The sequence below is a fragment of the Methylobacterium sp. BI1 genome (assembly GCF_056680125.1).
This window is the reverse complement of the sequence record NZ_CM155267.1, coordinates 2,360,001-2,385,210: the sequence shown is the minus strand read 5'-3', so window position 1 is coordinate 2,385,210 and position 25,210 is coordinate 2,360,001. Positions and strand designations below refer to the sequence as shown.

Below are 25,210 nucleotides of genomic sequence, written 5' to 3'. Positions count from 1 at the left end.
CTCAGAGGTCGAACAGGCTTCCCTGCCGGGCCGGGGGCGTCGGACCCTCCGGCGGCTGCGCCGTCCGCTCGGCCGGCGCCGGGGCGGTCTTTTTCGGGGCCGTCCTCTTCCGCGCGGCCTTCGGGGGATCGGCCGCCGCGCCGTTCGGGCCGGTCGGCCCCGCCGCGGCCTCGCGCGGCGTGACCTCGACGAAACCGTCCGTGAATTCCAGGGTCATGTGCGACGCGGCCTGCGCCGCCGCGCGGATCGCCCGCCCGTCGGAATCGCGCACCAGGGCGTAGCCGCGGGCCAGGACGGCCCGGTAGCCGAGGGAGCCGAGGAGGCCGGACAACCCGGCGAGCCGGTCGGCACGGCGCTCCGTCAAGCGGATTCCGGCCCGGACCAGCCGCGCCTGCAGGGCGTCGAGGTGGTCGCGGCTGCGGGCCTGCTCCGCCCGCGCGCGGCTCACCGTCCCCGCGCGGGCGATGACGAGGCGCCGTCCGAGGTAGGACAGCCCCTCCCCCTTGCGCGCCATCTCGTGACGCAGGGCGGCGCCCGGACGGTCGCCGATTCGGGCGACCCGTCCCCGCGCCTGGGCAAGGGCCAGGGTCGGCGGATGCCGGGTGAAGCGCTCGACGAGGCGCGCGACGCGCAGCCGGAACACGCGGGCATTGCCGGCGAGCGCCGGGCCGAGCCGCGCCTCGGCAAGGTCGAGGCGCTGGCGCTTGGCCGCCAGGAAGGCGTCGACGTCCGGCATCGCCCGCACCAGGGCGCGCAGGTCGCTGCGCTCCCGGTCGAGGCGCCGCTGCACCGCCTCGCGCTGGCGCCGCCCGAGATCGACCACCGCGGCGACGAGGTCGGCCCGGACCGGAACCGCCATCTCCGCCGCCCCCGTCGGGGTCGGCGCCCGGCGGTCGGAGACGAAGTCGATCAGGGTGGTGTCGGTCTCGTGGCCCACCGCGGAGATCAGCGGGATCGTCGAGTCCGCGGCGGCGCGCAACACGCTCTCCTCGTTGAAGGCCCAGAGGTCCTCGATCGAGCCACCGCCCCGCGCCACGATCAGTACGTCGGGCCGGGGAACCGCGTCGCCGGGCGCCAGGGCGTTGAAGCCGCGGATCGCCGCGGTGATCTCCTCGGCCGCCCCCTCCCCCTGCACCCGCACCGGCCAGACCAGGACGGGGCGGGCGAAGCGGTCCTCGAGCCGGTGCAGGATGTCGCGGATGACGGCACCGGTGGGCGAGGTCACCACGCCGACGACGCGGGGCAGGTAGGGGATCGGCCGCTTGCGCTCGGCCGCGAACAGGCCTTCGGCGGCGAGGACGCGCTTGCGCTCCTCCAGCAGGGCCATCCAGGCCCCGATGCCGGCGGGCTCCAGGGTCTCGATGACGATCTGGTACGAGGACTTGCCCGGGAAGGTCGTGATCCGCCCGGTGGCGACCACCTCCAGTCCTTCCTGAGGGCGCTGGCGCAGGCGGTTGAAGGTGCCCTTCCAGACCACCGCGTCGATCCGGGCGCTGCCGTCCTTGAGCGAGAAGTAGGCATGGCCGGAGCTGTGCTGTCCGCGAAAGCCCGAGATTTCGCCCCGCAGGCGCACGTGGCCGAAGGCATCCTCCAGCGTGCGCTTCAGGGCGGAGGCCAGGTCTCCGACGGACCATTCCGGCACGTTGGAGACCGGTCCGGACGCGGGAGCGGCTTTGGCGGGTGGGGGAGGAACGGCCATGGGCGCGGACGCTAGGGCCGGCGTCGCGTCAGGTAAAGGGATCGGCGGCGCCGCTCCGGGTCACACCCGGTGCATCCCGCCAAGCCTCACATCAGGATGGAGAGGATGACCAGCACGGACGCCACGGGCACGGCGCAGATCGCCAGGGCCATGCGCCAGATCGGCAGGTCGTCGAGGTTGCCGTTGTCGTTGCAGGCACGGACCGGCACGCGTCCGCGCGTGACGTAATGCGAGAGGCTGACGCTCCGGGAGGGAGTCGGCGCCACCAAAAACGGAACGGATTTGCGACAGCCTGGCATAATCCTCACAACGTCGTCCGGAGTGGTTCGTTCCACCCGGAAAGTACGAGACCACGTGGGGCCGGACCCGGTTCTCGGGGCGCTTCCCGTGCACAGCGAGAGTATCGACGGCGAATCGGACTTTTCAACGAACGGCTTTTGGGGAACATCACCCCTCATGAACATCCTCCTCATCGGTTCGGGTGGGCGCGAGCACGCCCTCGCCTACGCCATCGCCAAGAGCCCGCTCTGCACCCGCCTTTTCACCGCGCCGGGCAATCCCGGGACGGCTGCCTTCGGCGAAAACCGGCCGGAGCTCGACGTGTCCGACCATGCCGCCGTAAGGACCTTCTGCGCAGGCGAGCGCATCGGCCTCGTGGTGGTCGGGCCCGAGGCGCCCCTGGTGGCGGGCCTCGTCGACGACCTGCAGGCTGCGGGCGTCCGGGTGTTCGGCCCGACGAAGGCCGCCGCCCAGCTCGAAGGCTCCAAGGGCTTCACCAAGGATCTCTGCGCCGAGGTCGGCATTCCCACCGCCGCCTTCGCGCGCTTCCAAGCTCTCGAGCCGGCCCTGGCCTACCTCGCCGCACAGGGCGCCCCCATCGTGGTCAAGGCCGATGGGCTGGCTGCCGGCAAGGGCGTGGTGGTGGCCGAGACCCGCGAGCAGGCGGAGAGCGCGGTCCGGGCCCTGTTCGAGGAGCCCGGCGCCGAGATCGTCATCGAGGAATGCCTGTTCGGTGAGGAAGCGAGCTTCTTCGCCCTGTGCGACGGGACCCGCGCGGTTCCGGTTGGCACGGCCCAGGACCACAAGCGGGTCTTCGACGGCGACCGCGGCCCCAACACGGGCGGCATGGGTGCCTACTCGCCGGCCACGATCCTGACCCCCGCCCTGGAGCGCGAAGTGATGGAGACCATCATCGCCCCGACGCTCGATGGCATGCGCGCCCGGGGCATCCCCTTTACCGGCATCCTCTATGCCGGACTGATGCTCACCGCCGATGGGCCGAAGCTGATCGAGTACAACACCCGCTTCGGCGACCCGGAGGCCCAGGTGCTGATGCCGCGCCTCGCCTCCGACCTCGTGCCGGCCCTGCTGGCGGCCTGCGAGGGCGACGTGTCCGGCATCAGCCTGGAATTCGACGGGCGCCGTGCCGCGCTCACCGTGGTCATGGCGGCCGCCGGCTATCCCGGAGCGGTGCTGCGCGGCTCGGAAATCCGCGGCGTCGAGGCCGCGGGCGTGAGCGATGAGGTTCTGGTGTTCCAGGCCGGAACCCGTGCCGAGGGCGGGCGCCTGCTCGCTGACGGAGGCCGTGTGCTCGCCGTCACGGCCCTGGGCGAGAGCATGATGGAGGCCCAGGCGCGCGCTTACGCAGCGGTGGCGCGGATCGACTGGCCGGAGGGCTTCTGCCGGCGCGATATCGGCCGCCGTGCCGTTGCCCGCGAGGTCGCGGGCGGCGGGATCTGAGGCCCGGCCGTCAGCGCCGCTTGTTGCCGCGGGGACCGGTGAGCACCACCGTGTTGCCCCGGTTCTCCGCCCGCAGAATGCGCCAGCGCGCCACCCGCTCCGGATCGAGGCGACCCTCGGCCACCGCGGCCTGCACGGCGCAGCCGGGCTCGTGGGCATGGGTGCAGTCCCGGAAGCGGCAGTCCGGGGCCAGTTCGGTGATCTCGGCGAACAGGGTGTCGATCCCCTCGGCCGCGTCCCCGAGCTGAAGCGAACGGATCCCGGGCGTGTCGATCACCCAGCCGCCGCCCGCGATGGCGTGGAGCGAGCGGCTCGTGGTGGTGTGCCGGCCCTTCGCATCGTGCTCCCGGATCCCCCCCGTCGTCTGCGGCGCCGCGTGGTCCGGACCCGCCAGGGTGTTCACCAGGGTCGACTTGCCGACCCCCGAAGAGCCGACCACCGCCACAGTGCGGCCGGGGCCGCACCAGGGGCCGAGCTGCGTCGCTGCCCCGGCCTCCCTGGGATTCACCAAGGTGACGGCGAGGTCGCGCTGCAGGGCCGCGGCCCCACGCCGGTAACGCTCCGCATCCGGCGCGACGTCCGCCTTGGTTAGGACGATGACCGGCTCGGCGCCGCCCTGGTTGGCCAGCGCCAGGTAGCGCTCCAGCCGTGTCGGATTGAAGTCGGCGTTGCAGGAGGTGACGATGAAAAGCGCATCGACGTTGGCCGCCGCGAGCTGCGGCGCGGCGCTCCCCTCCCGCCGCCGCTCCAGCACGGTGCGGCGGTCCAGGCGCCGGCGCAGCATCTGCGTCCCGGCCTCGACCAGGACCCAGTCGCCGACCGCGTAGTCGCCGGTGTTGGTGTGGACCGGCAGCATGAGCTTGGCCGGCCCCGTCTCCGCCAGGGCGCCCATGCGGGCGCGGTGCACGGTGGCGACGCGCTGGGGCACGAGGGCCGCCTCGTCCGGGCGGCACTGGTCCGCGAAGAAGGCGGACCAGCCGAGTTCGGTCAGGGTGTGGGCGACCGTCACGACGCGCGACCCGGCCGCGCGCCGAAGGCTCGCGACCCGCTCAAGCGGCGAGCCGCGCCAGCGCCTCCGTGATCTTCTCCAGGCGGGCGGCCTCTGCATCGCGACGCTCGCGCTGCTCGTCCACCACCTCGTCGGGCGCGCGGGCGAGGAAGTCGGCATTGCCGAGCTTGCCCTCGATCTTGGCGATCTCGGCGCCGGCCTTCGCCGCCTCCTTCTTCAGGCGGGCGACCTCGGCGGCGAGGTCGACGATGCCCTCCAGCGGCAGGGCCGCCACCGAGCCGCGCACCAGGAGCTGCACCGAGTTCCTCGGCGCGGTCGCCTCGAAGCGGATCTCGGAGAGCCGCGCCAGCCGGACCAGGGTGTCGCCCCAGCGGGTCGCCCGGGCCTGCAGATCCGCATCGGCGCCGACCACCACGAGGGGGATCTGCGCCGCCGCCGGCACGCTGGTCTCGGAGCGGGCCGAGCGGATCTCCGAGACGAGGTCGACCAGCCAGCCGATCTCGGCCTCCGAGGCCGAGTCGTTCAGGGCGCCCAGGTCCGGCCAGGGCGCCAGGGCGAGCAGGCCGCGCTCCGGCAGGTCCGCGCCCTTGATCGCCCAGAGCTCTTCCGTCAGGAACGGCATGAACGGGTGCAGCAGCTTGGCGATCTGGTCGATCAGGAAGGCCACGGTACCTTGCGTCTCGGCCTTGGCGCCGGCCTCGACGCCCTCCCCCTGGAGCACGGGCTTGGCCAGTTCCAGGTACCAGTCGCAGAAGATGTTCCAGACGAAGCGGTAGGCCGCGGCGGCCGCGTCGTTGAAGCGATAGGCCTCGAGCGCCGCCGTGACCTCGGCGACGGCCCGGGCGGCCTCGCCGAGCGCCCAGCGGTTCAGGGTCTCGCGGGACTCCTCCGGCCGGTAGTCGGCCCGGAGGATGCAGCCGTTCATCTCGGCGAAGCGCGAGGCGTTCCAGAGCTTCGTCGCGAAGTTGCGGTAGCCCTCGACCCGGTTCACCGCCAGCTTGATGTCGCGCCCCTGGGCCGCCATCGCCGCGAGGGTGAAGCGCAGGGCGTCGGCCCCGTACTGATCAATCAGCCCAAGAGGATCGACGACGTTGCCCTTCGATTTCGACATCTTGGCGCCGGCGGCGTCGCGCACCAACGTGTGCAGGTAGACCGTCTCGAACGGCACCTGGTCGGTGACGTGGAGCCCGAGCATCATCATCCGGGCGACCCAGAAGAAGATGATGTCCTTGCCGGTCACCAGCGTGTCGGTCGGGTAGTAGCGCGCGAGTTCCGAAGTCTCGTCCGGCCAGCCCAGCGTCGAGAACGGCCACAGGGCGGAGGAGAACCAGGTGTCGAGGACGTCCTCGTCCCGGCGCAGGGCCACGGGTGCCCCACGCTGCGCATCGGCCTGGGCTTGCGCCTCCGCTTCGCTCATGGCGACGTAGATGCCACCCGCCTCGTCGTACCAGACCGGGATCTGGTGGCCCCACCAGAGCTGGCGCGAGATGCACCAGGGTTCGATGTTCTCGAGCCACTGGAAGAAGGTCCGCTCGTAGTTCTCGGGCACGAAACGGGTTTTTCCCTCACGCACCGCCTGCAGGGCGCGCTCGGCCAGGGGCTTCACGTTCACGTACCACTGGTCCGTGAGGTAAGGCTCGATGACGACGTTCGAGCGGTCGCCGTGCGGGACCGCGTGGGTGTTCGGTTCGGTGAGGCGCAGGCGCTCCTGCGCCTCCATCAGGGCGACGACGCGCTTGCGCGCCTCGAACCGGTCGAGACCGTGCAGGGCCAGGGCCTCCGGCTCGGGATTCGAGCCGTCCAGGAAAGCCGCGTTGCCGTCGAGGCTTATGCGGGCTTCCGAATCCAGGATGTTGATCGGCGTGCAGCCTGCGCGACGGCCGACTTCGAAGTCGTTGAAGTCGTGGGCCGGCGTGATCTTGACGGCGCCGGTGCCCTTCTCCGGGTCGGAATAGCTGTCGGCGATGATCGGGATCAGGCGCCCGACCAGGGGCAGGCGCACGCGCTTGCCCACGAGATGGGTGTAGCGCTCGTCCTCCGGATGGACCGCGACCGCGGTGTCGCCCAGCATGGTCTCCGGCCGGGTCGTGGCGACCGTGATGATCTCGCCGGTCTCGGTGCCGGCCGCGTCGACGACCGGGTAGTCGAAGTGCCAGAGATGGCCCTTCACCTCGACCTGCAGGACCTCGAGGTCGGAGATCGCGGTCTGAAACTTCGGGTCCCAGTTCACCAGGCGCTTGTCGCGGTAGATCAGGCCCTGGGCGTGGAGGTCGACGAAAGTCCGGGTGACCGCACGGACCATCTGGTCGTCCGGCGCGCCCGAGACGCCCATGGTGAAGCGCTCCCGCGACCAGTCGCAGGAGGCGCCCAGGCGCTTCAGCTGGTTGACGATCGCCCCGCCCGATTCCGCCTTCCAGGCCCAGACCTTCTCGACGAAGGCCGCCCGGCCGATCTCCCGCCGGCCCGGCTCCTTCGCCTCGGCGAGGCGACGCTCCACCACCATCTGGGTGGCGATGCCGGCGTGGTCCGTCCCCGGCTGCCACAGCACGTCGCGGCCGCGCATGCGCTCGAAGCGGCAGAGGATGTCCTGCAGCGTGTTGTTGAGGGCGTGACCCATGTGGAGGCTGCCGGTCACGTTCGGCGGCGGAATCACCATGGTGAAGGGCTTCGCCCCGGCGCGTTCGGGACGCCCGGCCTTGAAGGCCTCGCCCGTTTCCCAGGCGGCGGCGATGCGCGCCTCGACGGCGGCGGGATCGAAGGTCTTGTCCATCATGGGCGGGGTCGGGTCACTGATCGGGGAAAGCGGAGGTTGGCCCGCTTTCAACCCGTCGGGCACCCGGCGTCAACACGCGAGCCCGGCGATTCGATCGGGCAGGCCGGGTTCGGGCCTCAGCGTCCCCGGGCCACGCGCTCGATTTCGGCGCGCACCAGGCGCTCGACCATGCTGGGCAGGTTCTCGTCGAGCCAGCCCTTCAGCATGGGCCGGAGCATGTCCTGCACAAGGTCTTCCAGGGTGCGGGCCTGGCTGCTCATCACCGTGTTCGAGAGCATGTGGAAGGCCTGGGCGACGCTCGCGTCGGTGACGGCCGAGGTCAGGCGCTCGGTGGGCGTGGGCTCGGGGTCCGGCGCGCGCATCGCGGGCTGGGGGGCCGGGCGCGGCGGCTCGATGGGAGGGGGCGCCGCACGGAGCGGCGGCAGCGGCTCCAACTCCGGCTCGTCATCGTCGAAGGAGATCGCATCGAAGTCGATCTGTCCGTCCTCGATGGGCTCCTTGCGGAACGCGATCTCGGGTTCTTCGAGGGGGATGGGCTTGCGGACGGGCTGCGCGACCTCGGCGAGGTCCAGGACATCGTCGTTCTCGGGCTGCGGCGCCGAGGCCCGCGGCGGAACCACCTCGGCCTTGGCGATCTGATCGTCGGCGATGATGCGCCGGATCGACGCCAGGATCTCCTCCATGGAGGGTTCCTGCGCCTTGTCCGACACCTTGGGGCTCGCTGCACTCATCCGGACGATGCTCGGGATCTGGGGGAAACGGTTGCGACGTGCGGCGAGTATTTCACGCTCCCGCCCCGACACAAGCGCCGGCCGCTGCACGGCACGGGATAAGCTCGCGCCGCCGTGAGAGTTCGGGCCGCGACCGCGCCGGCCGGGGCGATGCAGCCCGGATGCCGGCGGCCGCGCGGTCGCCGAACCTCAGCGTCCGTCGGGCGTGCGCACGCCGTACCAGAGGTCCTTGACCTGATCGAAGTGTTCCTTCGGGCTGTAGACCGCCACCGGCAGCGCCGTGAAGCGCACCGTCAGGCGGCCGATCGCCTGGACGACGCCGTAGGAAAAGATCACCCGGTTGCGCTGGGCGACGATCAGGTTGGTGCGGGCGTTCAGCAATTCCTGCTGCGCGTTGAGCACGTCGAGGGTGGTGCGCTGGCCCACGCGGGCCTCCTCGCGCACGCCGTTCAGCGCCACCTCGTTGGCCTGCACCTGCGCCTGCGAGGCGATGACCTGTGCCTTGGAGGCCTCGAGCTGGCCCCAGGCCGTCACGATGGCCGAGCGGACCTGATCCCGGGTGTCCTCGGCATCGAGCCGGCGCTGACCGACCGTCTCCTTGGCCTGGCGGATCTGCGAGTAGGTCTGTCCGCCCTCGTAGAGGGGGATCGTCAGGCGGCCGACGATCGAGGCGCTCACCGCGTTGTCGCCCGGGAACTGGCTGTCGAAGCGCTGCTGGACCGAGCCCTGCAGGCCGGCGGTCGGGTACAGGGCGCCTTCCAGCACCTTCACCTGCGCCTCGGCCACATCGACGAGATGCAGGGACGACAGGATCTGCGGATGCTCCTTGAGGCCGATATTGACCGCGGCATCGAGGCTGGCCGGAACGTAGCGGTCGAGGGGGCGGCCCGGCGCGAGCTGGCGCGGTTCGACGCCGATGTAGCGGCGGTAGGTACCGATGCTGGCGCGCAGGGTCGCCTCGGCGCCGCTGACGTCGGAGCGGGCGCCGGCGAGACGGGCCTCGGCCTGGGCGACGTCGGTGCGGGTCACCTCACCGACGTTGAAGCGGTCGCGGGTCTGGCGGAGCTGCTCCTCGAGCACCTCGACGTTGTTCCGCCGCAGCTCCAGGTTCGCCGTGTCGCTCAGGACCGACATGTAGGCTTGGGCGGCGTTGAACAGCGTGTTCATCTCGGTGGCGCGCAGCGCCTCCCGGACACGGAGCACGTCGGATTCCGCCTGACGGGTCTGGTTGTCGGTGCGAAAACCGTTGAACAGGGTCTGGTTGATGGTGAGGCCCGCACCGCCGGGCCTCGTGACCTGGTTGAGGCGAACCCGCGAGACTTGGCCGTCCGTCTGCGTCAGGCCGATATCGGCATCGAGGCTGACGGTGGGCCGGTAGCCGGATTTGGCCTGCGCGACGTTCTCATCGGTGGCGCGCACGCCGGCGCGGCCGGAATTCAAAGTCGGATTGGCGGCATAGGCCCGCGAGAGCGCGCTCTCCAGCGTCTCGGCGCCGGCCGGGCTCGCCAGGGCGACCGCCAATACGGCGAGGCCGGCCGGCCGAAGCCTCGTGCGCATCGCAGGTTTCGAATCTCTCACGCTCATCAGCCCTTGCGGTTTCTCGATGAACCGGACGGCCTCGCAGAAGGCCGCCGCGCCTGGGCGCGATACCGGGTTGCCCGCCTCGATGCGGAGACTACCCGACCTTGGCCGGCAGAGCACCGGCCGCTTGCTGTGCATTGCGTGAATCCGAGCGGGGTGCCGCAAAAAAGCGACACTCCTTTCGGGTTACGCCCAAGGCGTGCGGGACCCTGAACCGGTCCTCGTCCGGGGCATCGACGGCGCCGAAACGGTCCCTTTCGCGGCTCTCAGGCTGTCAGAACGCGAAGTCGACCGCGTCCGCGAAGGCGCCCAGGGCCGGGAGAGCGGCATCGAAGAGGGGGCGGGCGCCGAAGGCGTCGCCGGCGCGGACGAACAGGGTCGCCTTCGCGGCCCGGTCCCGGCCCATCACGCAGACGAGGCGACCGCCGTCCTTCAACTGGTCCAGGAGGGCCTGCGGGCGCGTCTCCACACGGCCGTTCACCAGGATCGCGTCGTACGGCGCGCCCTGCGGGGCGCCGGCCTCGAGCGGTCCTTCGACGATCGTGATACGGGCGAGGCCGGCCAGGCGCTCACGGGCGCCCGCCGCGAGGTCGGCATCGGATTCGAGGGCCACGACCTCGGCGCCGAGCCGCGCCAGGATCGCGGCGCCGTAGCCGTAGCCCGTGGCGGCATCGAGGGCGGTGTCGCCCGGCTGGATCGCCAGAGCCTGAATCATGCGGGCCAGGAGCATCGGTGCCGGCATGGCGCGGCCCTGCCGGCCGAGCCGCAGGGTCTGGTCGATATAGGCGAAATCCTCGCGGCCCGCCGGCACGAAGCGCTCACGGGCGACCTCTCCGAAGGCGTCGAGGACCGGGACGTCGTTCACGTCGAAGGTCCGCAACTGACAATCGACCATGAGGCGTCGCGCCTGCGCGTAATCGAGCATGGATGCCGTCTTCCCTCGACCCTGGGCCGGCGCCGGGCGCCGCGCTGTCCTTCCGGGCGGCCGGGCGGCCACGCCGAAGCTTGCGGGTTGTCGTGGATCGATGGCGAAAACGCAAGGTTCCCGGAGGCTTCCCGCTGACACGCCGGGGCGGGTCTCGCGGGCCTCGACCGAGGTGACCGCTCTGGTCCGGCCCGGCGTGCCGACGCCTTGGCTCGCCAAAGACTCGGCTCGCCGGCGCCGGCAGGATCTCGTTCGCACCAGGGAGGGCCGGCCGAGCCGGCAATCAGAAAGTTGGAGGCCTCGGAGGGAATCGAACCCCCGTACAAGGATTTGCAGTCCTCTGCGTAACCACTCCGCCACGAGGCCTCTGTCGCGCCGCCCCGAGGGGCTCGTTCGGCGACCCCCGTCCGGGCGGCCGGCTCGGGGAGAGCGGTCTCTAGCAGAGCCCCATGCGAAAGGGCAACGGCCTTTGGACGATCTCGGAAAAAAGGATGGCGGCGCGATCTCCGCGTCCCGTGCGGGTGCAACGGGCTCGATTGCGCCGCACGGGCGCCGGTCCAAAAAATGTGACGGAATCGTCAAATCACCGGCCCGGACACCCTTGCGTCCCGGCCGAGCGCTGTGTAGACCCCCGATCGCGGTCCCCGATAGCTCAGTTGGTAGAGCAAGCGACTGTTAATCGCTTTGTCGCAGGTTCGAGTCCTGCTCGGGGAGCCAATCCTTCTCCAAGACATCCTGGTAGCCCGCTAGACTTGGGCGCTTCTTCGATGAAGCGATCCGCGCGGCTCGGTTGCTCTTGGCATCCCACCCTTCTCCATCTGTGTGCTGCCTGACGGCTGCATCGGCCGATCTGTTCGATCGTTCCGGCCGGCGGGGCGGATCTCTCCGAGCGGACCTTGCGGGGGGATCCTGGCGCGAAAAAACCCGCCGGTCCTCGTGACGCGGCGGGTCTTGGCGGAGTGGCGGGCTCTGGCGCGTGCCGGCCTGTCAGGCCAGCGGTCCGGGGATCGCGCTCTCGGCCTCGGCGAGGAGCCGGGTCTCGTGCTTGCGCACGAACAGCCACAGGGCGAGGCCTCCGAAGATGACCACCGCGAGCAGCGCCAGGCCGACGGGGCCGGCGATGTGCTCGATCGAGCGGCCGCAATAATACGAGCCGAGGCCCATGATGGTCGCCCAGGCGACGCCGCCGAGGCCGTTGAAGATCAGGAAGCGGCGCGCATCGAGCTTGTTCACCCCGGCAAGGACGGCCGCATAGGCACGCAGCATCGCGGTGAAGCGACCGAAGAACACGATCTTTCCGCCATGCTCGCGGAAGAGGTACTGCCCGAGCTTGAGCCGGCCGTGATCCAGGGCGATCAGGTGGCCGTAGCGCAGCAGGAGGGGCATGCCCCAGCGGCGGCCGACCCAGTAGCCGAGATTGTCGCCCAGGATCGCGGCGGCCGCGGCGGCCAGGATGATCAGGCCGATGTTCAGCTGGCCGGTGCTGCCGGCATAGACCGCCGACGAGATCAGGATCGTCTCGCCCGGCAACGGTACGCCCGCGCTCTCCAGGGCGATGACGACGAAGATCGCGATGTAGCCGTAGCTGGCGATCAGGTCGGCGATGGGCAGGTTCGTGAGGAAGGACATCAGCATTCCCGAGGCGGCAATCCCGCGACACAGAGCGGGCGAACGTGGCGGGAACGGGGCTCGTCTGTGGCTGAGCCGTGCCGGACGACGGCAGCACCGCCATCCTGCGCTGCCCGCGAGGCCCTGCCCCTGGCCGTTGCCGGAGGCGGGGCGCTGTCAAGCTGGAGGATCAGCTGAAGGAGCCGAAGCCCGCGAAACTGTCGCTCTCGAAGGTCGGGGCGGCGGTCGTATCGGCCTCGGGTACCGGAGCGTCTTCGCCCGGGTGTTCCGGACTTGGCGATGGGGACGGATAGATCTCGTCGGTGACGGTTGCGAGCGGCGAGGCAGAGCGATCGAGCTGCACGTCCAGGGTCATCCAGGCTCCTCAAGTGGCGTGCCGTTCCAACGGCACAGCTTGGGGTACCGGAAGTGGACGGACCCGTTAACCCCTCGGGGATTCGGGGAGGACAGGTCTGACATGCGGTGACCGGGAGCCTTGTCGCCCCACGGTCACCGTTCCGTTGTCGGAATGTCTTCTGGGCGTAAGCCTCGGGGCCTCCGGCCCGTCAGGCGTTCCCAGTCAGGCGTCCTCGCTCAGGCGTTCTTGCGCGGACGATGATCCGGATCGACGCCGCCCTCCGGCGTGGTCTCGTTGTCGACGTCACCCTCGAAGGTGGAATCCGCCGCGATGTCGTCCGGGTCGCGGCCGGTCATGCCCTTGGATTGGCCGATCCCCGGATTGCCCTTGAGGTCGGCGTCGCTCGGGACGTCGGTCTTCAGGTGCTTGCTGGACATGTCTGCTCCCGTCGGTGTGGCGGTTCGCGGACGTTGAGAGTCGCCCACGATACGTCTCGACCAACCGAACCGACCGAGGGCTGTTCCCGGTCGACGGGGTGTGCAGGTTCGTCGCGGCCGGGGCCGGGGTCCGCCCGACGGCATACGAAAAAGGGCCGGGGAATCGCTCCCCCGGCCCGGATCGACGACGGCGCTCGGCGATCCTTACGGCTGCTCGTTGCCGGCGTAGTTGATCGCGCCGTCGGCGCCCTTCTTCCACATGTACATCACGTAGTCGGGCCGGGTGATGTCGCCCTTCTTGTCGTAGGAGATGTCGCCGATCACCGTGTTGAAGGGCTTGCCCTCGCGCATGTAGGCGGCGACCTTCTGGCCGTCGGTGGACTTCGTCGCCTTCATCGCGTCGGCGAGGATCTGCATGGCGGCGTAGGAGTAGAGGGTGTAGCCCTCGGGATCGAAGTTCATCGCCTTGAAGGCGTCCACGGTCGCCTTCGATTTCGGGTTCTTGCGGGCATCCGGCGAGAAGGTCATCAGGGTGCCGTCCGAGCCCGGGCCCGCCACCTGGGCGAACTCGCGGTCGGCGATGCCGTCGCCACCCATCAGCGGCGCCTGCAGGCTCTGGTCGCGCATCTGGCGGATCAGCAGGCCGGCCTCGGTGTAGAGGCCGCCGAAATAGACCACGTCGACATTGGCCTGCTTCAGCTTCGAGACCAGGGCCGAGAAGTCCTTCTCACCCGGGTTGATGCCCTCGAACAGCACGTTGCTGCCGCCCTTGGCCTTCAGGGCCTTCAGGGTCTCGTCGGCAAGGCCCTTGCCGTAGGGGGTCTTGTCGTGGACGAAGGCGATCTTCTTGCCCTTGAACTTGTCGGCGAGGTAGGCGCCCGCCACCGCGCCCTGCTGGTCGTCGCGGCCGCAGGTGCGGAAGGTGTTCCAGTTGCCGCGCTCGGTATACTTGATCGCCGTGGAGGCCGGGCTGACCTCGACGATGCCGGCTTCCTGGAGCACGTCCGAGACCGGGATCGAGACGCCGGAGTTGAAGGCGCCGACCACGGCCTTCACGCCTTCGGAGGCGAACTTGTTGGCCACCGAGACGCCCTGCTTCGGGTCGGAGGCGTCGTCGCCCACCGTCATGACGAGCTTCTCGCCGTTGACGCCGCCCGCCTTGTTGATGTCCGCGATGGCCTGCTGCGCGCCGGTCTTGATCTGCGCGCCGAAGGCGGCGTTCGGGCCGGTGACCGGGACCACCACGCCGATCTTGATCTCGGCCTGGGCGGCCGTCGCCGCCAGCATCAGGCCAAGCGCGACGCCGGCCGACAACAATGACTTCATGCCCGTTTCCCCTCTCGAAGCGCCGCGCCGGGCGGATCGTCCGGCGATGGCGGCGCATGACACGCGAAGTGCCCCCCTGCGGGGGTGGTCCAAGCGCCGCGCCGTCACGGCGTCGGCGCGCTCGTCCGGTCCCGCCAGCTCAGCGGCCCGGTGCGCTCGTAGAGCCAGGCATATTGCCGGGTCATCTGTCCGGTGCGGGTGTAGCGGTAGGCCACGGCCCCGATGGCGAGGGCGACGGCCGCGTCGACGCAGTAGGCCGGGAGCGACAGCAGCGTCTCCTCGAACAGCGCGTAGTGCAGGAAGCGCGTCACCGCCGCGATGAGGAGGAGCGCCAGGGCGCAGTGCCAGAACGGGCGCCAGCCGCGGGCGAGCCCGCTGCCGGTCATCCAGGCCGCGCCCCCGCCCATCGCCACGGTGATGAGGAGGAAGATCCCCAGGGTGCGCAGATCGAGGCTGAAACCGTCGGCCATGCTCAGTGCGATCCCCCCTCGAGATAGGCGGTCTTCACCTGCGGGTCGTCGAGGAGGGCCTGGCCGGTGCCGCTCATCGTGACCGCTCCCGTGACCATGACGTAGCCGCGATGCGCGAGCTTGAGGGCATGATAGGCGTTCTGCTCCACGATGAACACGGTCAGCCCCTCGCGGGCGTTGAGGTCGCGCACCGCGGAGAAGATCTGCTTGACCACCAGGGGCGCCAGCCCGAGCGAGGGCTCGTCGAGCATGAGCAGCCGGGGGCGGCTCATCAGCGCGCGGGCGATGGCGAGCATCTGCTGCTCGCCGCCCGACATGGTGCCGCCGCGCTGGTCGATGCGCTCGCGCAGGCGCGGGAACAGGGTGCACATCCGCTCGAGGTCCTCGGCGAAATGCTTGCCCCCGTTGACGGCCGCGCCCATCTGCAGGTTCTCGCGCACGGTCATGCGCGAGAAGATCCGCCGCCCCTCCGGCGACTGCGCCAGGTTGAGGCGCGCGATCTCGTGGGTCGGCAACTTGGTGATGTCCTGGCCCGCGAAGGTGATGGTGCCCTCGCGCGCCTGGGGCTGGCCGAAGATCGTCATCATCAGGGTCGACTTGCCGGCCCCATTCGCGCCGATGAGGGCCACGATCTCGCCCTCGTGCACGTCGATGTCGACGTTCTTCAGGGCGCGGATGCTGCCGTAATAGGCCGAGACCCCGCGCACGCTGAGGAGCGGCGCTTTCGCGGCGTCCATCCGGGCGCGGGTCTCGTCCACCAGCACGTTGATGCCCGCGACGCTCATGCTGTGGTTCCCGCAGAGGTTCCGGCGAGTCCGACTTCCGCTTCCACGGCCGCCACCTCCTCGTCGTCGACGCCGAGATAGGCCGCGATCACCCGGGTGTCGTTGCGGATCTCGTCCGGCGTCCCGTCGGCGATCTTGATGCCGTAGTCGAGGACCACGATGCGGTCGGAGATCTGCATGACCACCGACATGTCGTGCTCGATGAGCAGCACCGAGGTGCCGTACTCGTCCCGGATCATCCGCAGCAGGGTGTTGAGATCGGCCGATTCCCGCGGATTGAGGCCGGCCGCCGGCTCGTCGAGGCAGAGCAGCACCGGGTCCGTGCACATGGCGCGGGCGATCTCCAGCCGACGCTGGTCGCCGTAGGGCAGGTCGCCCGCCGGCTCGTCGGCCCGGTGGGTGAGGCCGATGCGCTCGATCCAGCCGGCGGCCTTGGCGATCGCTTCCTCTTGCGCGCGGCGGTAGACCGGCAGGCCGAGGATGCCCGCCAGGGAGAAGCCGGAGGCCCGCATCAGGGGCTTGTGCATGGCGACCAGCAGGTTCTCCAGCACGGTCATCTGCGGGAACAGGCGGATGTTCTGGAAGGTGCGCGCGACGCGGGCGAGACGGTTGACGTCGTGGCCGGGCAGGCGCTCCAGCAGGTAGGTCTCGCCGCCCGCCTGGCGAAGCCGGATCATGCCCTCGGTCGGCTTGTAGAAGCCGGTGATGCAGTTGAAGACCGTGGTCTTGCCCGCGCCGTTCGGGCCGATCAGCGCGGTGATGTCGCCGCGCCCCACCTTGAAGGACAGGTCGCCGACAGCGGTGAGGCCGCCGAAGCGCATGGTCAGGTGGTCGACCACGAGGATCGGGTCGGCGGGGCCGCCGGGCATCGCGGCCGGGGGCTCATCCTGTACCGTGGCGAGGCGGGTGGTTCCGGTGGCGAGCGTCATGCGCGGCGCCCCCCGAGGCGGACCGAGGGCGAGCGCTCGGAGATCAAACCGCGCGGGCGCCAGACCATCATGCAGACCATGGCGAGGCCGAACAGCAGCAGGCGGTACTCGTTCGGGTCGAAGCCCTCGCCGAACACCGCCTTGAGGAAGGAGAGGTTGCGCAGCAGTTCCGGCGCCCCGACCATGACGATCGCCGCGATGGCGACGCCGACCTGGCTGCCCATGCCCCCGAGCACCACGATGGCGAGGATGATCGCGCTCTCGAGGAAGTTGAAGCTCTCCGGCGAGACGAAGCCCTGGCGCACGGCGAAGAACGAGCCGGCGAAGCCCGCGAACATGGCGCCGAGGGCGAAGGCCGTGAGCTTGGTCATCGTGGTGTCGATGCCGAGCGAGCGGCAGGCGATCTCGTCCTCGCGCAGGGCCTCCCAGGCGCGCCCCAGCGGCAGGCGCCGCATGCGCAGGGTGACGAGGTTGGTGATCAGCGCGAGGGCCAGGATCAGGTAGTAGAGGAAGATGATGCGGTGGATCGGGTTGAAGGTCAGCCCGAAGGTCTGGGCGAATCCGCCCTCCCCGGCCGTGAACGGGATGCCGAAGAAGCTCGCCCGCGGGATCGAGGAGAGGCCGGCGGCGCCGCCGGAGAAATCGACCCAGTTGATCAGCACGAGGCGGATGATCTCGCCGAAGGCCAGGGTGACGATGGCGAGGTAGTCGCCGCGCAGGCGCAGCACCGGGAAGCCGAGCAGCACGCCGAAGGCGGCGGCGAACAGGCCCGCCAGCGGCAGGCAGATCCAGAACGACAGCCCGAAGCCGGTGGAGAGCAGCGCGTAGGAATAGGCCCCGACCGCGTAGAAGGCGACGTAGCCGAGGTCGAGGAGCCCGGCGAGACCGACGACGATGTTCAGGCCCCAGCCGAGCATGACGTAGGTGAGGATGAGGATGCCGAGGTCGATCCAGTAGCGCCCCTCGGACAGGCCGCCCGAGCCGACGGCGGCGAGCAGCGGCAGGGTGAGGGCGACGATCAGGGTGAGCGGACCCAGGACGCGGCCCGCCCGAGCCACCGCGGGCGGCGCCCCCGCCGTGGCGATCCGATGGGCCTCGCGCCGGCGCGAGACCTCCCCGAGGATCAGCCGCTGTCCCAGGCGCAGCACGAACACCGCGAGGCAGAGGCCCGCGACGACGCCCCAGCGGCCGGTGAGCTCGAGGCCGGTGCCCTGCCCGAGATCGGTGCGGTAGGCCACCACCGGGATGCTCAGGCCGAGGGTCACCAGGGCGAAGAGCGCCGAATCCTTGAGCATCTCCGCGAATGCCGCGCCGGAGCGGCGGCCGACGGTGGGAGCCACCGCGCCGATGGTCGATCCTGTCGCCATGGTCAGACCTTCTCGACTTCGGGGCGTCCGAGGATGCCGGATGGTTTGAAGATGAGCACCACGATGAGGATCAGGAACGCGGCCACGTCCTTGTACTCGATCGAGAAGTAGGCCGACCAGAAGGTCTCGATCAGGCCGATGATCAGGCCGCCGAGGACGGCGCCGGGCAGCGAGCCGATGCCGCCGAGGACCGCCGCCGTGAAGGCCTTCACGCCGGGCACGAATCCGTCCGAGAACGAGACCACGCCGTAGTAGAGGAGGTAGAGGGTGCCGGCCACCGCGGCGAGCGCCGCGCCGAGCACGAAGGTCAGCGAGATCGTCCGGTCGACGTTGATGCCGAGCAGGGCCGCCATGCGCCGGTCCTGCTCGCAGGCGCGCTGGGCGCGGCCGAAGGGGGTGCGCTGCACGAGGTACCAGAAGCCGGCGAGCAGGATCGCCGTCGTCGTCATGATGATCGCCTGCTTGTAGGACAGGGTCACGGTGTACTGCTCGTTCTGGTAGAGCACGATGACGTCGCGGACGAGGGGCGGCACCGGCTTGTTGCGGGCGCCCTGCACCACCTGGACGAAGTTCGACAGGAAGATCGACACGCCGATCGCCGAGATCAGCGGTGCGAGGCGGAACGAGCCGCGCAGGGGCCGGTAGGCAACCCGCTCGATCGCCCAGCCCCAGAGGGCCGTGAGGATCATGGCGAGCACCAGCACGATCAGGAACACCAGGGCGACCGAGGTCAGCCCGAGCCAGGACGTGAGGATCAGGAAGAAGATCAGCGCGATGAAGGAGGAGAGCATGAACACGTCGCCATGGGCGAAGTTCACCATTCCGATGATGCCGAAGACCATGGTGTAGCCCAGGGCGATCAACCCGTAGATCGACCCGAGCGTCAGGCCGTTGATGAACTGCTGGGCGAAGAATTCCATGAAGCGGCCTTCGATTCGACGGCGCGGCCATCGGCAGACGCCGTCCGCGATCGGCAGACGTCGGGTGCGAATGGCATGCCAGCCTGGAATGTTCTGAACTGCCGCCTCCGGTCAATCCTCGCGGCGAGCGCCGGCGTAAGCTTTCCCGGGCGCTGAAACGCGAACGGCCCGGCGCTGAGAGCGCCGGGCCGCCTTGGGAGCGGGTCGGGGTCCGGTGCGCGCGGCACCGGCCGGACGTGCTTGAGGCCGGATTTACTTGAGCAGGGAGACCAGGGCCTTGCCGGCGGGGGTCTTCAGCTCCTTGGCGTCGAGGGTGCCGTCGTTGTCCGGATCGGCGGCCTTGAAGCGGGCCTCGACCAGGGCGAGGAACTCGGTCTTGTCGAGGGTGCCGTCGGAATCCGGGTCGGCGGCCTTGAGAGCCTTCTTGCTGACGCGGCCCTTGAGCTCCTTGGCATCGACGGTGCCGTCCTGATCGGACTCGAGCTTGTCGAAGAGGGCGCCGGCCACGGCCTGGGCCTCCTTGAGGTCGATGGTGCCGTCGTTGTCGGTGTCGACCATCGAGATCACCTTCGACGCGCCCGGACCCTTGGCCGAAGCCGGGATCGCCAGGGGAAGCGCGAGGGCGGCGGCACCCAGGACGACGGCGAGACGGGACAGATTGGACATGCGGAAGTCTCCTCGAAAGGCTATTACGAAGAAGCGCCTAGCACGTCCCCGGACCCGCGCGGAAGATGTATTGCGCAGGGCTGTCTCGCGTTGCGTGCTCCTGGTCACGCTGCGGCATCGCGCCATAATGATAGGTCTGCCGAGCTAGGCCGTGACTTGGGCGGGACCGTCCACCAGGGCCACGGCCTTGCGGATCACGCCCGCGAAGGAGACGTGCACCGCGTAATCACCGTCGCCCTGGCGCGCGCGGATCTCGAAGTGCTTCGGCTTGCGTACCGGCACCCCGTCCACCTGGTAGCCCGCCTGGCGGAGGGCCGCGACGGCCGTCGCCGGATCGGCCGCCACGGCCTCCTTGCCCTCGGGGCCGGACCGGGCGACGGCATGACGGATGCCGTCGGGCCCCGTGATCGCGGCAGCCCTGATCTCGGAGGGCTTGCGCTCGCCCGTCACCGCGACCGCGTCGCCGACCTTCAGGGTCACCGACTGCGCGGCCAGCGCCTTGGCCCCCTCCGGACCGAGGTCGACGAGGAGACGGCCGTCGGGTCCCTCGAGGGCGAGGCGGTGGCCGAACAGGGCCCAGATCGTTCCGTGGGTGCTGTGCATCTCGGGCATGGAAGACTCTCCTGACATGGGTGATGGGACGCGGCGGCTCTGCGAGCCGCCGCGCCGGGATCGTGGGGTCGCGCTCAGCGCGCGTCGGGCCGGGGCGGCGCGTCCGGCCGGGGAGCGTCGGGCTTCGGCGGGTTCGGGAGCGCGGCGAGGCGGTCGAGCATCTGCAGGGTGAGGTCGGCGCAGGCCTTCATCGGCTCGTCGTCGGCACACTTCACGTCTAGGGCGGTCTCACCCCGCTCCAGCCGGAAGTGCGCGGCCTTGGGCGGCGGCGGGGGCGGCGGCGCATCGGGGCCGCGGCGCGGTCCGCCCGGGGGCGGGGCGCCGGCCTCGGGTCCGGGGCGCGGTCCGCCCGGGGGCGGCGCCGGCTGGGCGACGGCCGCGCCGGCGATGAGGAGCGCGGCGGCGCTGAGGAGGACGGTGGTCTTCGTCATGATCGATATCCCGTGGGTACGTGGGTGTAAGGTGGAGGTGCGCAGGTTCAGAAGACGCGCGTCTCGCGGACCTGGCCGTCGAAGCCGACATGGAGCTGGCGCTCGCGGCCGTCGCTGCCGCGGGCCGCCACCTCGAGGTGACGGGGCCCGCGCCTGACGACCCGGATGTCGGTGTAGCCGGCGGCCGCGACCTGCGCCGTCAGGGCCGGCACGTCGGGTGTCGCGCCGAGGCCGACCCGGTCCTTGGCCCAGTCCAGGGTCCCGGGGGGCGGGCCGCCGGCCGGACCGACGACGACCCGGCTGCCGTCGGCGCGGGTGATCAGCATGGCGTGGAGGAAGCCGTTCTCGAACCGGCCCTGCACGGTGACGGCCTCCCCGGGCTTCACCAGGGTTCCCCCCTCCCCCTGACGGCCGGTCTCGACCAGCGCCTTGCCGGTGCCGTCCTGCATCACGAACTTGTTGCCGTAGATCTCGGCGACGTCGCCCTTGGCGGCGATGGAGCCCGAGGCCTTGAGGGCGGAGATCGCGGTGGGCGCCACCGGCGTCATCACGGAGGTGCCGGTCTGGGCGAGCGACAGGCCGATGGCGCCGAAGGCGAGGGGCGCGGCGATGGCGCCGACGACCAGGGCCCGGCGGGACCGTTTCGGGGACGGGGCGGCGGGCTGGGCGTCGTCACGCGTCGGGGATGTCGCGGGGGTCGGGATGGTCTCGGTCATGGTGCCTGTCCTTCCGGGGTTCGGCGGTTGCCCTCTCGGGTTGACGCCGTTCTAGGACGGGGCCGCGAACCCGGACTGAACCGCACGGTTCAGCCCCCGTTAAAGGACGCGGCGTAGGCCGCTCGCCCGTTCTTCCTCGCTCTTCCTCCCACGGACCCGACCCCATGAAACTCCTGCTGGTGGAGGACGATGCACCGCTCGCCGCCGAGATCGCCAAGGCCCTGCGCAGGGAGAACTTCGCCCTCGACCACGCGGCGAATGGCGAGGACGCCCAGCATCTCGGCGAGACCGAGACCTACGACGCGGTCGTGCTCGATCTCGGTCTGCCCAAGCGCGACGGGCTCTCCGTCCTCCAGGCCTGGCGGGCCGTGGGCCGAACCGTGCCGGTGCTCGTCCTCACCGCGCGGGACGGCTGGAGCGACAAGGTCGCGGGCTTCAAGGCGGGCGCCGACGATTTCCTCGTCAAGCCGTTCCGGGTCGAGGAACTGGTGATCCGCCTGCGCGCCCTGGTGCGCCGGGCGACGGCGCATGGGGCGTCCCGCGTCACCTGCGGTCCCCTCACCTATGAGTCCGGCCTCGGCACCTTCGAGCGCGACGGCCTGCCCCTGAAGCTCACGGGCCTCGAATGGCGCGTGCTGTCCTGCCTGATCCTGCACAAGGATGGGGTGATGCCGCGCGGGCAGCTGATCGAGCGGGTCTACGACGGCGATGCCGACGTCGATTCGAACTCCGTCGAGGTCATCATCACCCGCCTGCGCCGCAAGATCGCCCCCGCCCGGATCGAGGGTGTGCGGGGCCACGGCTACCGCCTGCTTCCGGGCGATCCCGCGTGACCCCGGAGAACGCTCCTGGGGGGCGCGTCCGCGCGACCGGACACGAACCGCCGGCCAAGCCCGCGCCCTCCGACCGGCCCGTTCCGCCTGCCAGGCCCGTCGGGCTCTTCCATCTCGGCTCGCTGCAACGGCGCCTGCTCCTGGCCGCCCTCGGCCTCGTCACCGTGGCCCTGCTGGTCGCCGGCCTCGCCATCGGGCTCGTCCTGCACCGCTTCGTCCGGGCGCAACTCGACAGCCGCCTGGACAGCCAGCTCGTCGCCCTGGCGTCCAGCCTGGAGCGCGGCCCCGGCGACCGCCTGCGCCTCGACCGCACCCTGGACGGACCACCCTTCGATCGCCCCCGCTCCGGCTGGTACTGGCAGGTTCGCCAGGGGGGCAGGACCCTGCGGGCCGAGTCCCTTCAGGGGGAATCCCTGGAGACGCGCACCCCGCGCCTGCCGGACCCGTCCGCCCTGGGCGGCTCGATCCAGGACGGCCCCGGACCGGCCCGGCCACCCCGAGACCGGGACCCGGACCGCCCCCAGCCGGGCGACGGCACCGGGCCGTGGGGCGAGGCCCTGATCCTGCGCATCCAGGTCCTGCCCGCCCAGGGGGACACGCCGCCGGCCCTCCTCATCGCCTCGGCCCCGGCGCAGGCCCTGAACGGCCCCTTGCGCGAGGCCGTCCTGACCCTCGCGGCCATCCTGGGGATCCTCGGTCTCTGCCTGGTGGCCGGCACCGTCCTGCAGGTCCGCCTCGGCCTGCGGCCCCTGGAGCGGCTGCGCCGGGACATCGCCGAGGTCCGGGCCGGACGCCGGCCCCGGATCCCCGGCCCGCAGCCGGCCGAGATCCGCCCCCTGGTGGGCGAGGTGAACGCCCTCCTCGACCAGAACGCCGCCAACCTCGAGCGGGCCCGCACCCACGTGGCGAACCTCGCCCACGGCCTGAAGACGCCCCTCGCAACCCTGACCCTCGCCCTCTCCGACCGGACCCGCGACCCGGATGGCCGCCTCGCCGAGCTCGCCGGCGCCATGGACCGGCAGGTGCGCCATCACCTGCGGCGGGCGCGGGCCGCGGCGCTCGGGGGCGCGACCCGCACCCGGACCGAACTCTCCGGTCCCCTTGCCGACCTGCGGATCACCTTCGGGCGGCTCTATGCCGAGAAGGATCTCGCCATCGACATTGCCGTGGCGGACGGCCTCGCGGTGGCCTGCGATGCGCAGGACATCGACGAGATGCTCGGCAACCTCATCGACAATGCCTGCCAGTGGAGCCGCGGCCGTGTCCGGGTCACCGCCGTCGGCACGGAGGCGGGCATCGCCGTGACCGTGGCGGATGACGGTCCGGGCTTGGACGCGGAGGCGGCAGCCCGCGCGGTGCGGCCCGGCGGCCGCCTCGACGAGAGCGTGCCCGGCCACGGCTTCGGGTTGTCGATCACCCGGGAGCTCGCCGAGCTGTATGGCGGCGACCTGCGCCTCGCGCGCTCGGATCTCGGGGGGCTCAGCGCCCGGTTGCTGTTGCCGGCGTGAAGGCCGTCGATGTCGCGCGAAGAACGGACATCGCCGGCGTGCAACGCATCCGTCACGAACAAGCGAACCGCCACTCCACCAAGGACTGCGCGGCCGGTCCCGAGACATCGCTGGCATAAAGGAAAGTGAAAGGCTGCCGGAGGCATGGTCTCGCGTCGGGCGGTTTGGTCGCGGATGTCCGCAAGACCGGCTGATGTGCATCCTGTGCCCGCCAGGACCCGTCATCGACATCGGGTCCTGCCGGTGTCCGGGGCCTGAGACGCGGATCGCGGAGTTTCCGCGGACCGTGCGTCGGCGAGAAAGGGTTGTCGTGCCGAGCTCCAGTGTCGAGGCGCAGCGTTTGGCCATCCTCAACGACCTGAGACTTCTGGAATGTACGCCGGAGGCGCATCTCGATGCCGTCTGCCGGACAGCCTGCGCCCTGTTCGGCGTGCCCATCGCCCTGGTGAACCTGGCCGGGAGCGAGACCTATACGCTCAAGGCGCGCTGCGGCGTCGCGGACGGAGGCACCCTCCCCCGTTCCGGCGCCTTCTGCGAGCGCACCATCCTGGGCGCGCCCGGCGCGGTGCTGGTCCTGCCCGACCTCCTGGCCGATGCCGAGTTCGCGTCGAGCCCCCTGGTCACCGGGGGGCCGCGGGCCCGGTTCTACGCGGGCGTGCCCCTCGCCCTGTCGGACGGCCTGCCCCTCGGCACGCTCTGCCTGATCGACACGGTCCCGCGCGACGACTTCGACGCGGCCCGCGTGACGCAGCTGCGCGACCTCGGCACCGTCGTCGAGGCCCACCTCCGCCTCACCGCCGCACAGCGCGCGAGTCAGATCGAGCGAGCGGAGCGCCAGCGCACCGAGGTGCTCCTCGCCGCCAAGGCCGCCGATCTCAAGCTCGTGGTCCAGGCCCAGCGGATGACCGAGTCGGTGGCCCAGATCGGCTACTGGCGCATCCATGCGCGGGCCCGGACCGTATCGTGGTCCGAGGGGCTCTGCGGCATCTTCGGGCGGCCGATGCCCCCCGGCGGCGAGATCCCCCTCGACGACCACCTCGCCTTCTACCACCCGGACGATCGGGCCGCGGTCGCGGCCCGCATCACCAGCGCCCTGGCGAGCAAGGGACCCGAGGCCGCCGGCTACCAGGGGCGGGCGCGCATCGTCCGGCCGGACGGCAGCCTCTGCCACGTGATCGTCCAGGGCGCGGTGGAGCGCGATGCCGGCGGCCGCCTGACGGCCCTCTACGGCCTCGTCCTCGACGTCACCGACCTCGCCGCCTCCGAGGCCCGGCTGCGGGAGCAGGACCTGCGCCTGCGCGCCACCCTGGAGACCATGGACCAGGGTTTGATCATGATGGACGCGCAGGGCTGCGTCCGCCTGCTCAATCCGCGGGCCCGCCAACTGCTCGACCTGCCCGAAACGACCCTGCGCGAGGGCGCGCTCCTGTCCGACATCCTCGCGCACCTGACGGAGCGCGGCGATTTCTCGGCGGTACCGACCGCGCAGGACGGCCGGCCGCGCCTGCGCGACGCCGCCGGTGCCTGGACGCCCCTGCGCATCGACTGGGCGCGGCCGGACGGCACCACCCTGGAGGTCCGGGGCGTGACCCTGCCCGACGGCGGCATCCTGCACACCTTCACCGACGTCACGGAGCATCGGGCGGCGGAAGCGCGCACCCGGGAGGGCGAGCGGCGCTACCGCGTCCTGGCGAATTCCGTCTCCGACATGATCGTCCGCCGCAGCGTCGCGAACGTCCGCACCTATGTCTCCCCGGCCTCGCAGGATCTCCTCGGCTACACCCCC

At 70.9% G+C, this 25,210-nt stretch carries 24 protein-coding genes and 2 tRNA genes (1 of these 26 running past the window's edge); 5 read left to right on the top strand and 21 right to left on the bottom strand.

What is annotated here, in order from left to right:
- Position 1: 1 nt before the first annotated feature.
- Positions 2-1,699, bottom strand: a complete 1,698-nt coding sequence (gene xseA / locus AC1MGR_RS11030) for an exodeoxyribonuclease VII large subunit (protein WP_480234609.1) — start codon at positions 1,697-1,699, stop codon at positions 2-4.
- 86 nt (positions 1,700-1,785) lie between these two features.
- A complete protein-coding gene (locus AC1MGR_RS11025; protein WP_146180518.1) occupies positions 1,786-1,965 on the bottom strand; it encodes a hypothetical protein in 180 nt (59 codons plus the stop codon).
- A gap of 190 nt (positions 1,966-2,155) precedes the next feature.
- Between AC1MGR_RS11025 and purD the strand changes: the two genes are divergently transcribed.
- The gene (purD, locus tag AC1MGR_RS11020) at positions 2,156-3,439 is read left to right on the top strand and encodes a phosphoribosylamine--glycine ligase (RefSeq protein WP_480234608.1); all 1,284 of its coding nucleotides are present in this window, start codon (positions 2,156-2,158) and stop codon (positions 3,437-3,439) included.
- 10 nt (positions 3,440-3,449) lie between these two features.
- Here purD and rsgA read toward each other — a convergent pair whose 3' ends face one another.
- From rsgA to AC1MGR_RS10990, 6 genes are all read right to left on the bottom strand, one after another.
- Positions 3,450-4,448: a ribosome small subunit-dependent GTPase A gene (gene rsgA / locus AC1MGR_RS11015; protein WP_480234607.1), complete on the bottom strand. Its 999-nt coding sequence runs from the start codon at positions 4,446-4,448 to the stop codon at positions 3,450-3,452.
- 40 nt (positions 4,449-4,488) lie between these two features.
- The gene (locus AC1MGR_RS11010; RefSeq protein WP_480234606.1) at positions 4,489-7,221 is read right to left on the bottom strand and encodes a valine--tRNA ligase; all 2,733 of its coding nucleotides are present in this window, start codon (positions 7,219-7,221) and stop codon (positions 4,489-4,491) included.
- Positions 7,222-7,337: 116 nt separating this feature from the next.
- Positions 7,338-7,952 carry a PopZ family protein gene (locus tag AC1MGR_RS11005; protein WP_480234605.1) on the bottom strand — a complete coding sequence of 205 codons (615 nt, stop codon included), beginning with the start codon at positions 7,950-7,952 and terminating at the stop codon, positions 7,338-7,340.
- A gap of 189 nt (positions 7,953-8,141) precedes the next feature.
- A complete protein-coding gene (locus AC1MGR_RS11000) occupies positions 8,142-9,509 on the bottom strand; it encodes a TolC family outer membrane protein (RefSeq protein WP_480234604.1) in 1,368 nt (455 codons plus the stop codon).
- Between the two features lie 298 nt (positions 9,510-9,807).
- The gene (locus tag AC1MGR_RS10995) at positions 9,808-10,458 is read right to left on the bottom strand and encodes a protein-L-isoaspartate O-methyltransferase family protein (RefSeq protein WP_108040709.1); all 651 of its coding nucleotides are present in this window, start codon (positions 10,456-10,458) and stop codon (positions 9,808-9,810) included.
- Between the two features lie 292 nt (positions 10,459-10,750).
- Positions 10,751-10,824 (bottom strand) — tRNA-Cys (locus AC1MGR_RS10990).
- A gap of 275 nt (positions 10,825-11,099) precedes the next feature.
- Here AC1MGR_RS10990 and AC1MGR_RS10985 point away from each other — a divergent pair.
- Positions 11,100-11,175, top strand: a tRNA-Asn gene (locus tag AC1MGR_RS10985).
- A gap of 270 nt (positions 11,176-11,445) precedes the next feature.
- Here the strand turns inward: AC1MGR_RS10985 and AC1MGR_RS10980 are convergent.
- From AC1MGR_RS10980 to AC1MGR_RS10920, 13 genes are all read right to left on the bottom strand, one after another.
- Positions 11,446-12,087, bottom strand: a complete 642-nt coding sequence (locus AC1MGR_RS10980) for a DedA family protein (protein WP_108040735.1) — start codon at positions 12,085-12,087, stop codon at positions 11,446-11,448.
- Positions 12,088-12,256: 169 nt separating this feature from the next.
- Entirely contained in the window at positions 12,257-12,442 is a 186-nt protein-coding gene (locus AC1MGR_RS10975) for a hypothetical protein (RefSeq protein WP_480234603.1), read from the bottom strand.
- Between the two features lie 218 nt (positions 12,443-12,660).
- Entirely contained in the window at positions 12,661-12,861 is a 201-nt protein-coding gene (locus AC1MGR_RS10970; protein ID WP_108040713.1) for a hypothetical protein, read from the bottom strand.
- 204 nt (positions 12,862-13,065) lie between these two features.
- The gene (locus AC1MGR_RS10965; protein ID WP_108040715.1) at positions 13,066-14,187 is read right to left on the bottom strand and encodes a branched-chain amino acid ABC transporter substrate-binding protein; all 1,122 of its coding nucleotides are present in this window, start codon (positions 14,185-14,187) and stop codon (positions 13,066-13,068) included.
- 104 nt (positions 14,188-14,291) lie between these two features.
- Complete coding sequence (locus AC1MGR_RS10960) at positions 14,292-14,657, bottom strand: DUF6867 family protein (RefSeq protein ID WP_108040717.1); 366 nt, start codon at positions 14,655-14,657, stop codon at positions 14,292-14,294.
- A gap of 2 nt (positions 14,658-14,659) precedes the next feature.
- Positions 14,660-15,442, bottom strand: a complete 783-nt coding sequence (locus AC1MGR_RS10955) for an ABC transporter ATP-binding protein (protein WP_480234602.1) — start codon at positions 15,440-15,442, stop codon at positions 14,660-14,662.
- Positions 15,439-16,311 (bottom strand): ABC transporter ATP-binding protein, encoded by an 873-nt coding sequence (locus tag AC1MGR_RS10950; RefSeq protein ID WP_108040737.1) that lies wholly within the window; start codon positions 16,309-16,311, stop codon positions 15,439-15,441. Before AC1MGR_RS10950 ends, AC1MGR_RS10955 begins: the two co-directional genes overlap by 4 nt.
- Positions 16,312-16,367: 56 nt before the next feature.
- Positions 16,368-17,738: a high-affinity branched-chain amino acid ABC transporter permease LivM gene (gene livM / locus AC1MGR_RS10945; RefSeq protein ID WP_480234601.1), complete on the bottom strand. Its 1,371-nt coding sequence runs from the start codon at positions 17,736-17,738 to the stop codon at positions 16,368-16,370.
- 2 nt (positions 17,739-17,740) lie between these two features.
- Entirely contained in the window at positions 17,741-18,658 is a 918-nt protein-coding gene (locus AC1MGR_RS10940; protein WP_108040723.1) for an ABC transporter permease subunit, read from the bottom strand.
- Between the two features lie 252 nt (positions 18,659-18,910).
- The gene (locus tag AC1MGR_RS10935) at positions 18,911-19,324 is read right to left on the bottom strand and encodes an EF-hand domain-containing protein (RefSeq protein ID WP_108040725.1); all 414 of its coding nucleotides are present in this window, start codon (positions 19,322-19,324) and stop codon (positions 18,911-18,913) included.
- Between the two features lie 144 nt (positions 19,325-19,468).
- On the bottom strand, positions 19,469-19,936 hold the full coding sequence (locus AC1MGR_RS10930; RefSeq protein WP_480234600.1) for a hypothetical protein: 468 nt from the start codon (positions 19,934-19,936) through the stop codon (positions 19,469-19,471).
- 74 nt (positions 19,937-20,010) lie between these two features.
- Positions 20,011-20,367 carry a hypothetical protein gene (locus AC1MGR_RS10925; protein WP_480234599.1) on the bottom strand — a complete coding sequence of 119 codons (357 nt, stop codon included), beginning with the start codon at positions 20,365-20,367 and terminating at the stop codon, positions 20,011-20,013.
- Positions 20,368-20,414: 47 nt separating this feature from the next.
- On the bottom strand, positions 20,415-21,083 hold the full coding sequence (locus AC1MGR_RS10920; protein WP_480234598.1) for a DNA-binding protein: 669 nt from the start codon (positions 21,081-21,083) through the stop codon (positions 20,415-20,417).
- Positions 21,084-21,247: 164 nt separating this feature from the next.
- On the opposite strand from AC1MGR_RS10920, the gene AC1MGR_RS10915 reads away from it, so the two are divergent.
- The 3 genes from AC1MGR_RS10915 to AC1MGR_RS10905 form a co-directional block, all read left to right on the top strand.
- Complete coding sequence (locus AC1MGR_RS10915) at positions 21,248-21,916, top strand: response regulator transcription factor (RefSeq protein WP_108040731.1); 669 nt, start codon at positions 21,248-21,250, stop codon at positions 21,914-21,916.
- Positions 21,913-23,424, top strand: a complete 1,512-nt coding sequence (locus AC1MGR_RS10910; protein ID WP_480234597.1) for a sensor histidine kinase — start codon at positions 21,913-21,915, stop codon at positions 23,422-23,424. The genes AC1MGR_RS10915 and AC1MGR_RS10910 overlap by 4 nt, the downstream gene beginning before the upstream one ends.
- Before the next feature lie 310 nt (positions 23,425-23,734).
- Positions 23,735-25,210, top strand: partial view of an EAL domain-containing protein gene (locus tag AC1MGR_RS10905; protein ID WP_480234596.1) — the 5' end (the start) only. 2,325 nt of this gene lie beyond the right edge of the window; only the first 1,476 of its 3,801 coding nucleotides appear in the window; the start codon lies at positions 23,735-23,737; the stop codon falls past the right edge of the window.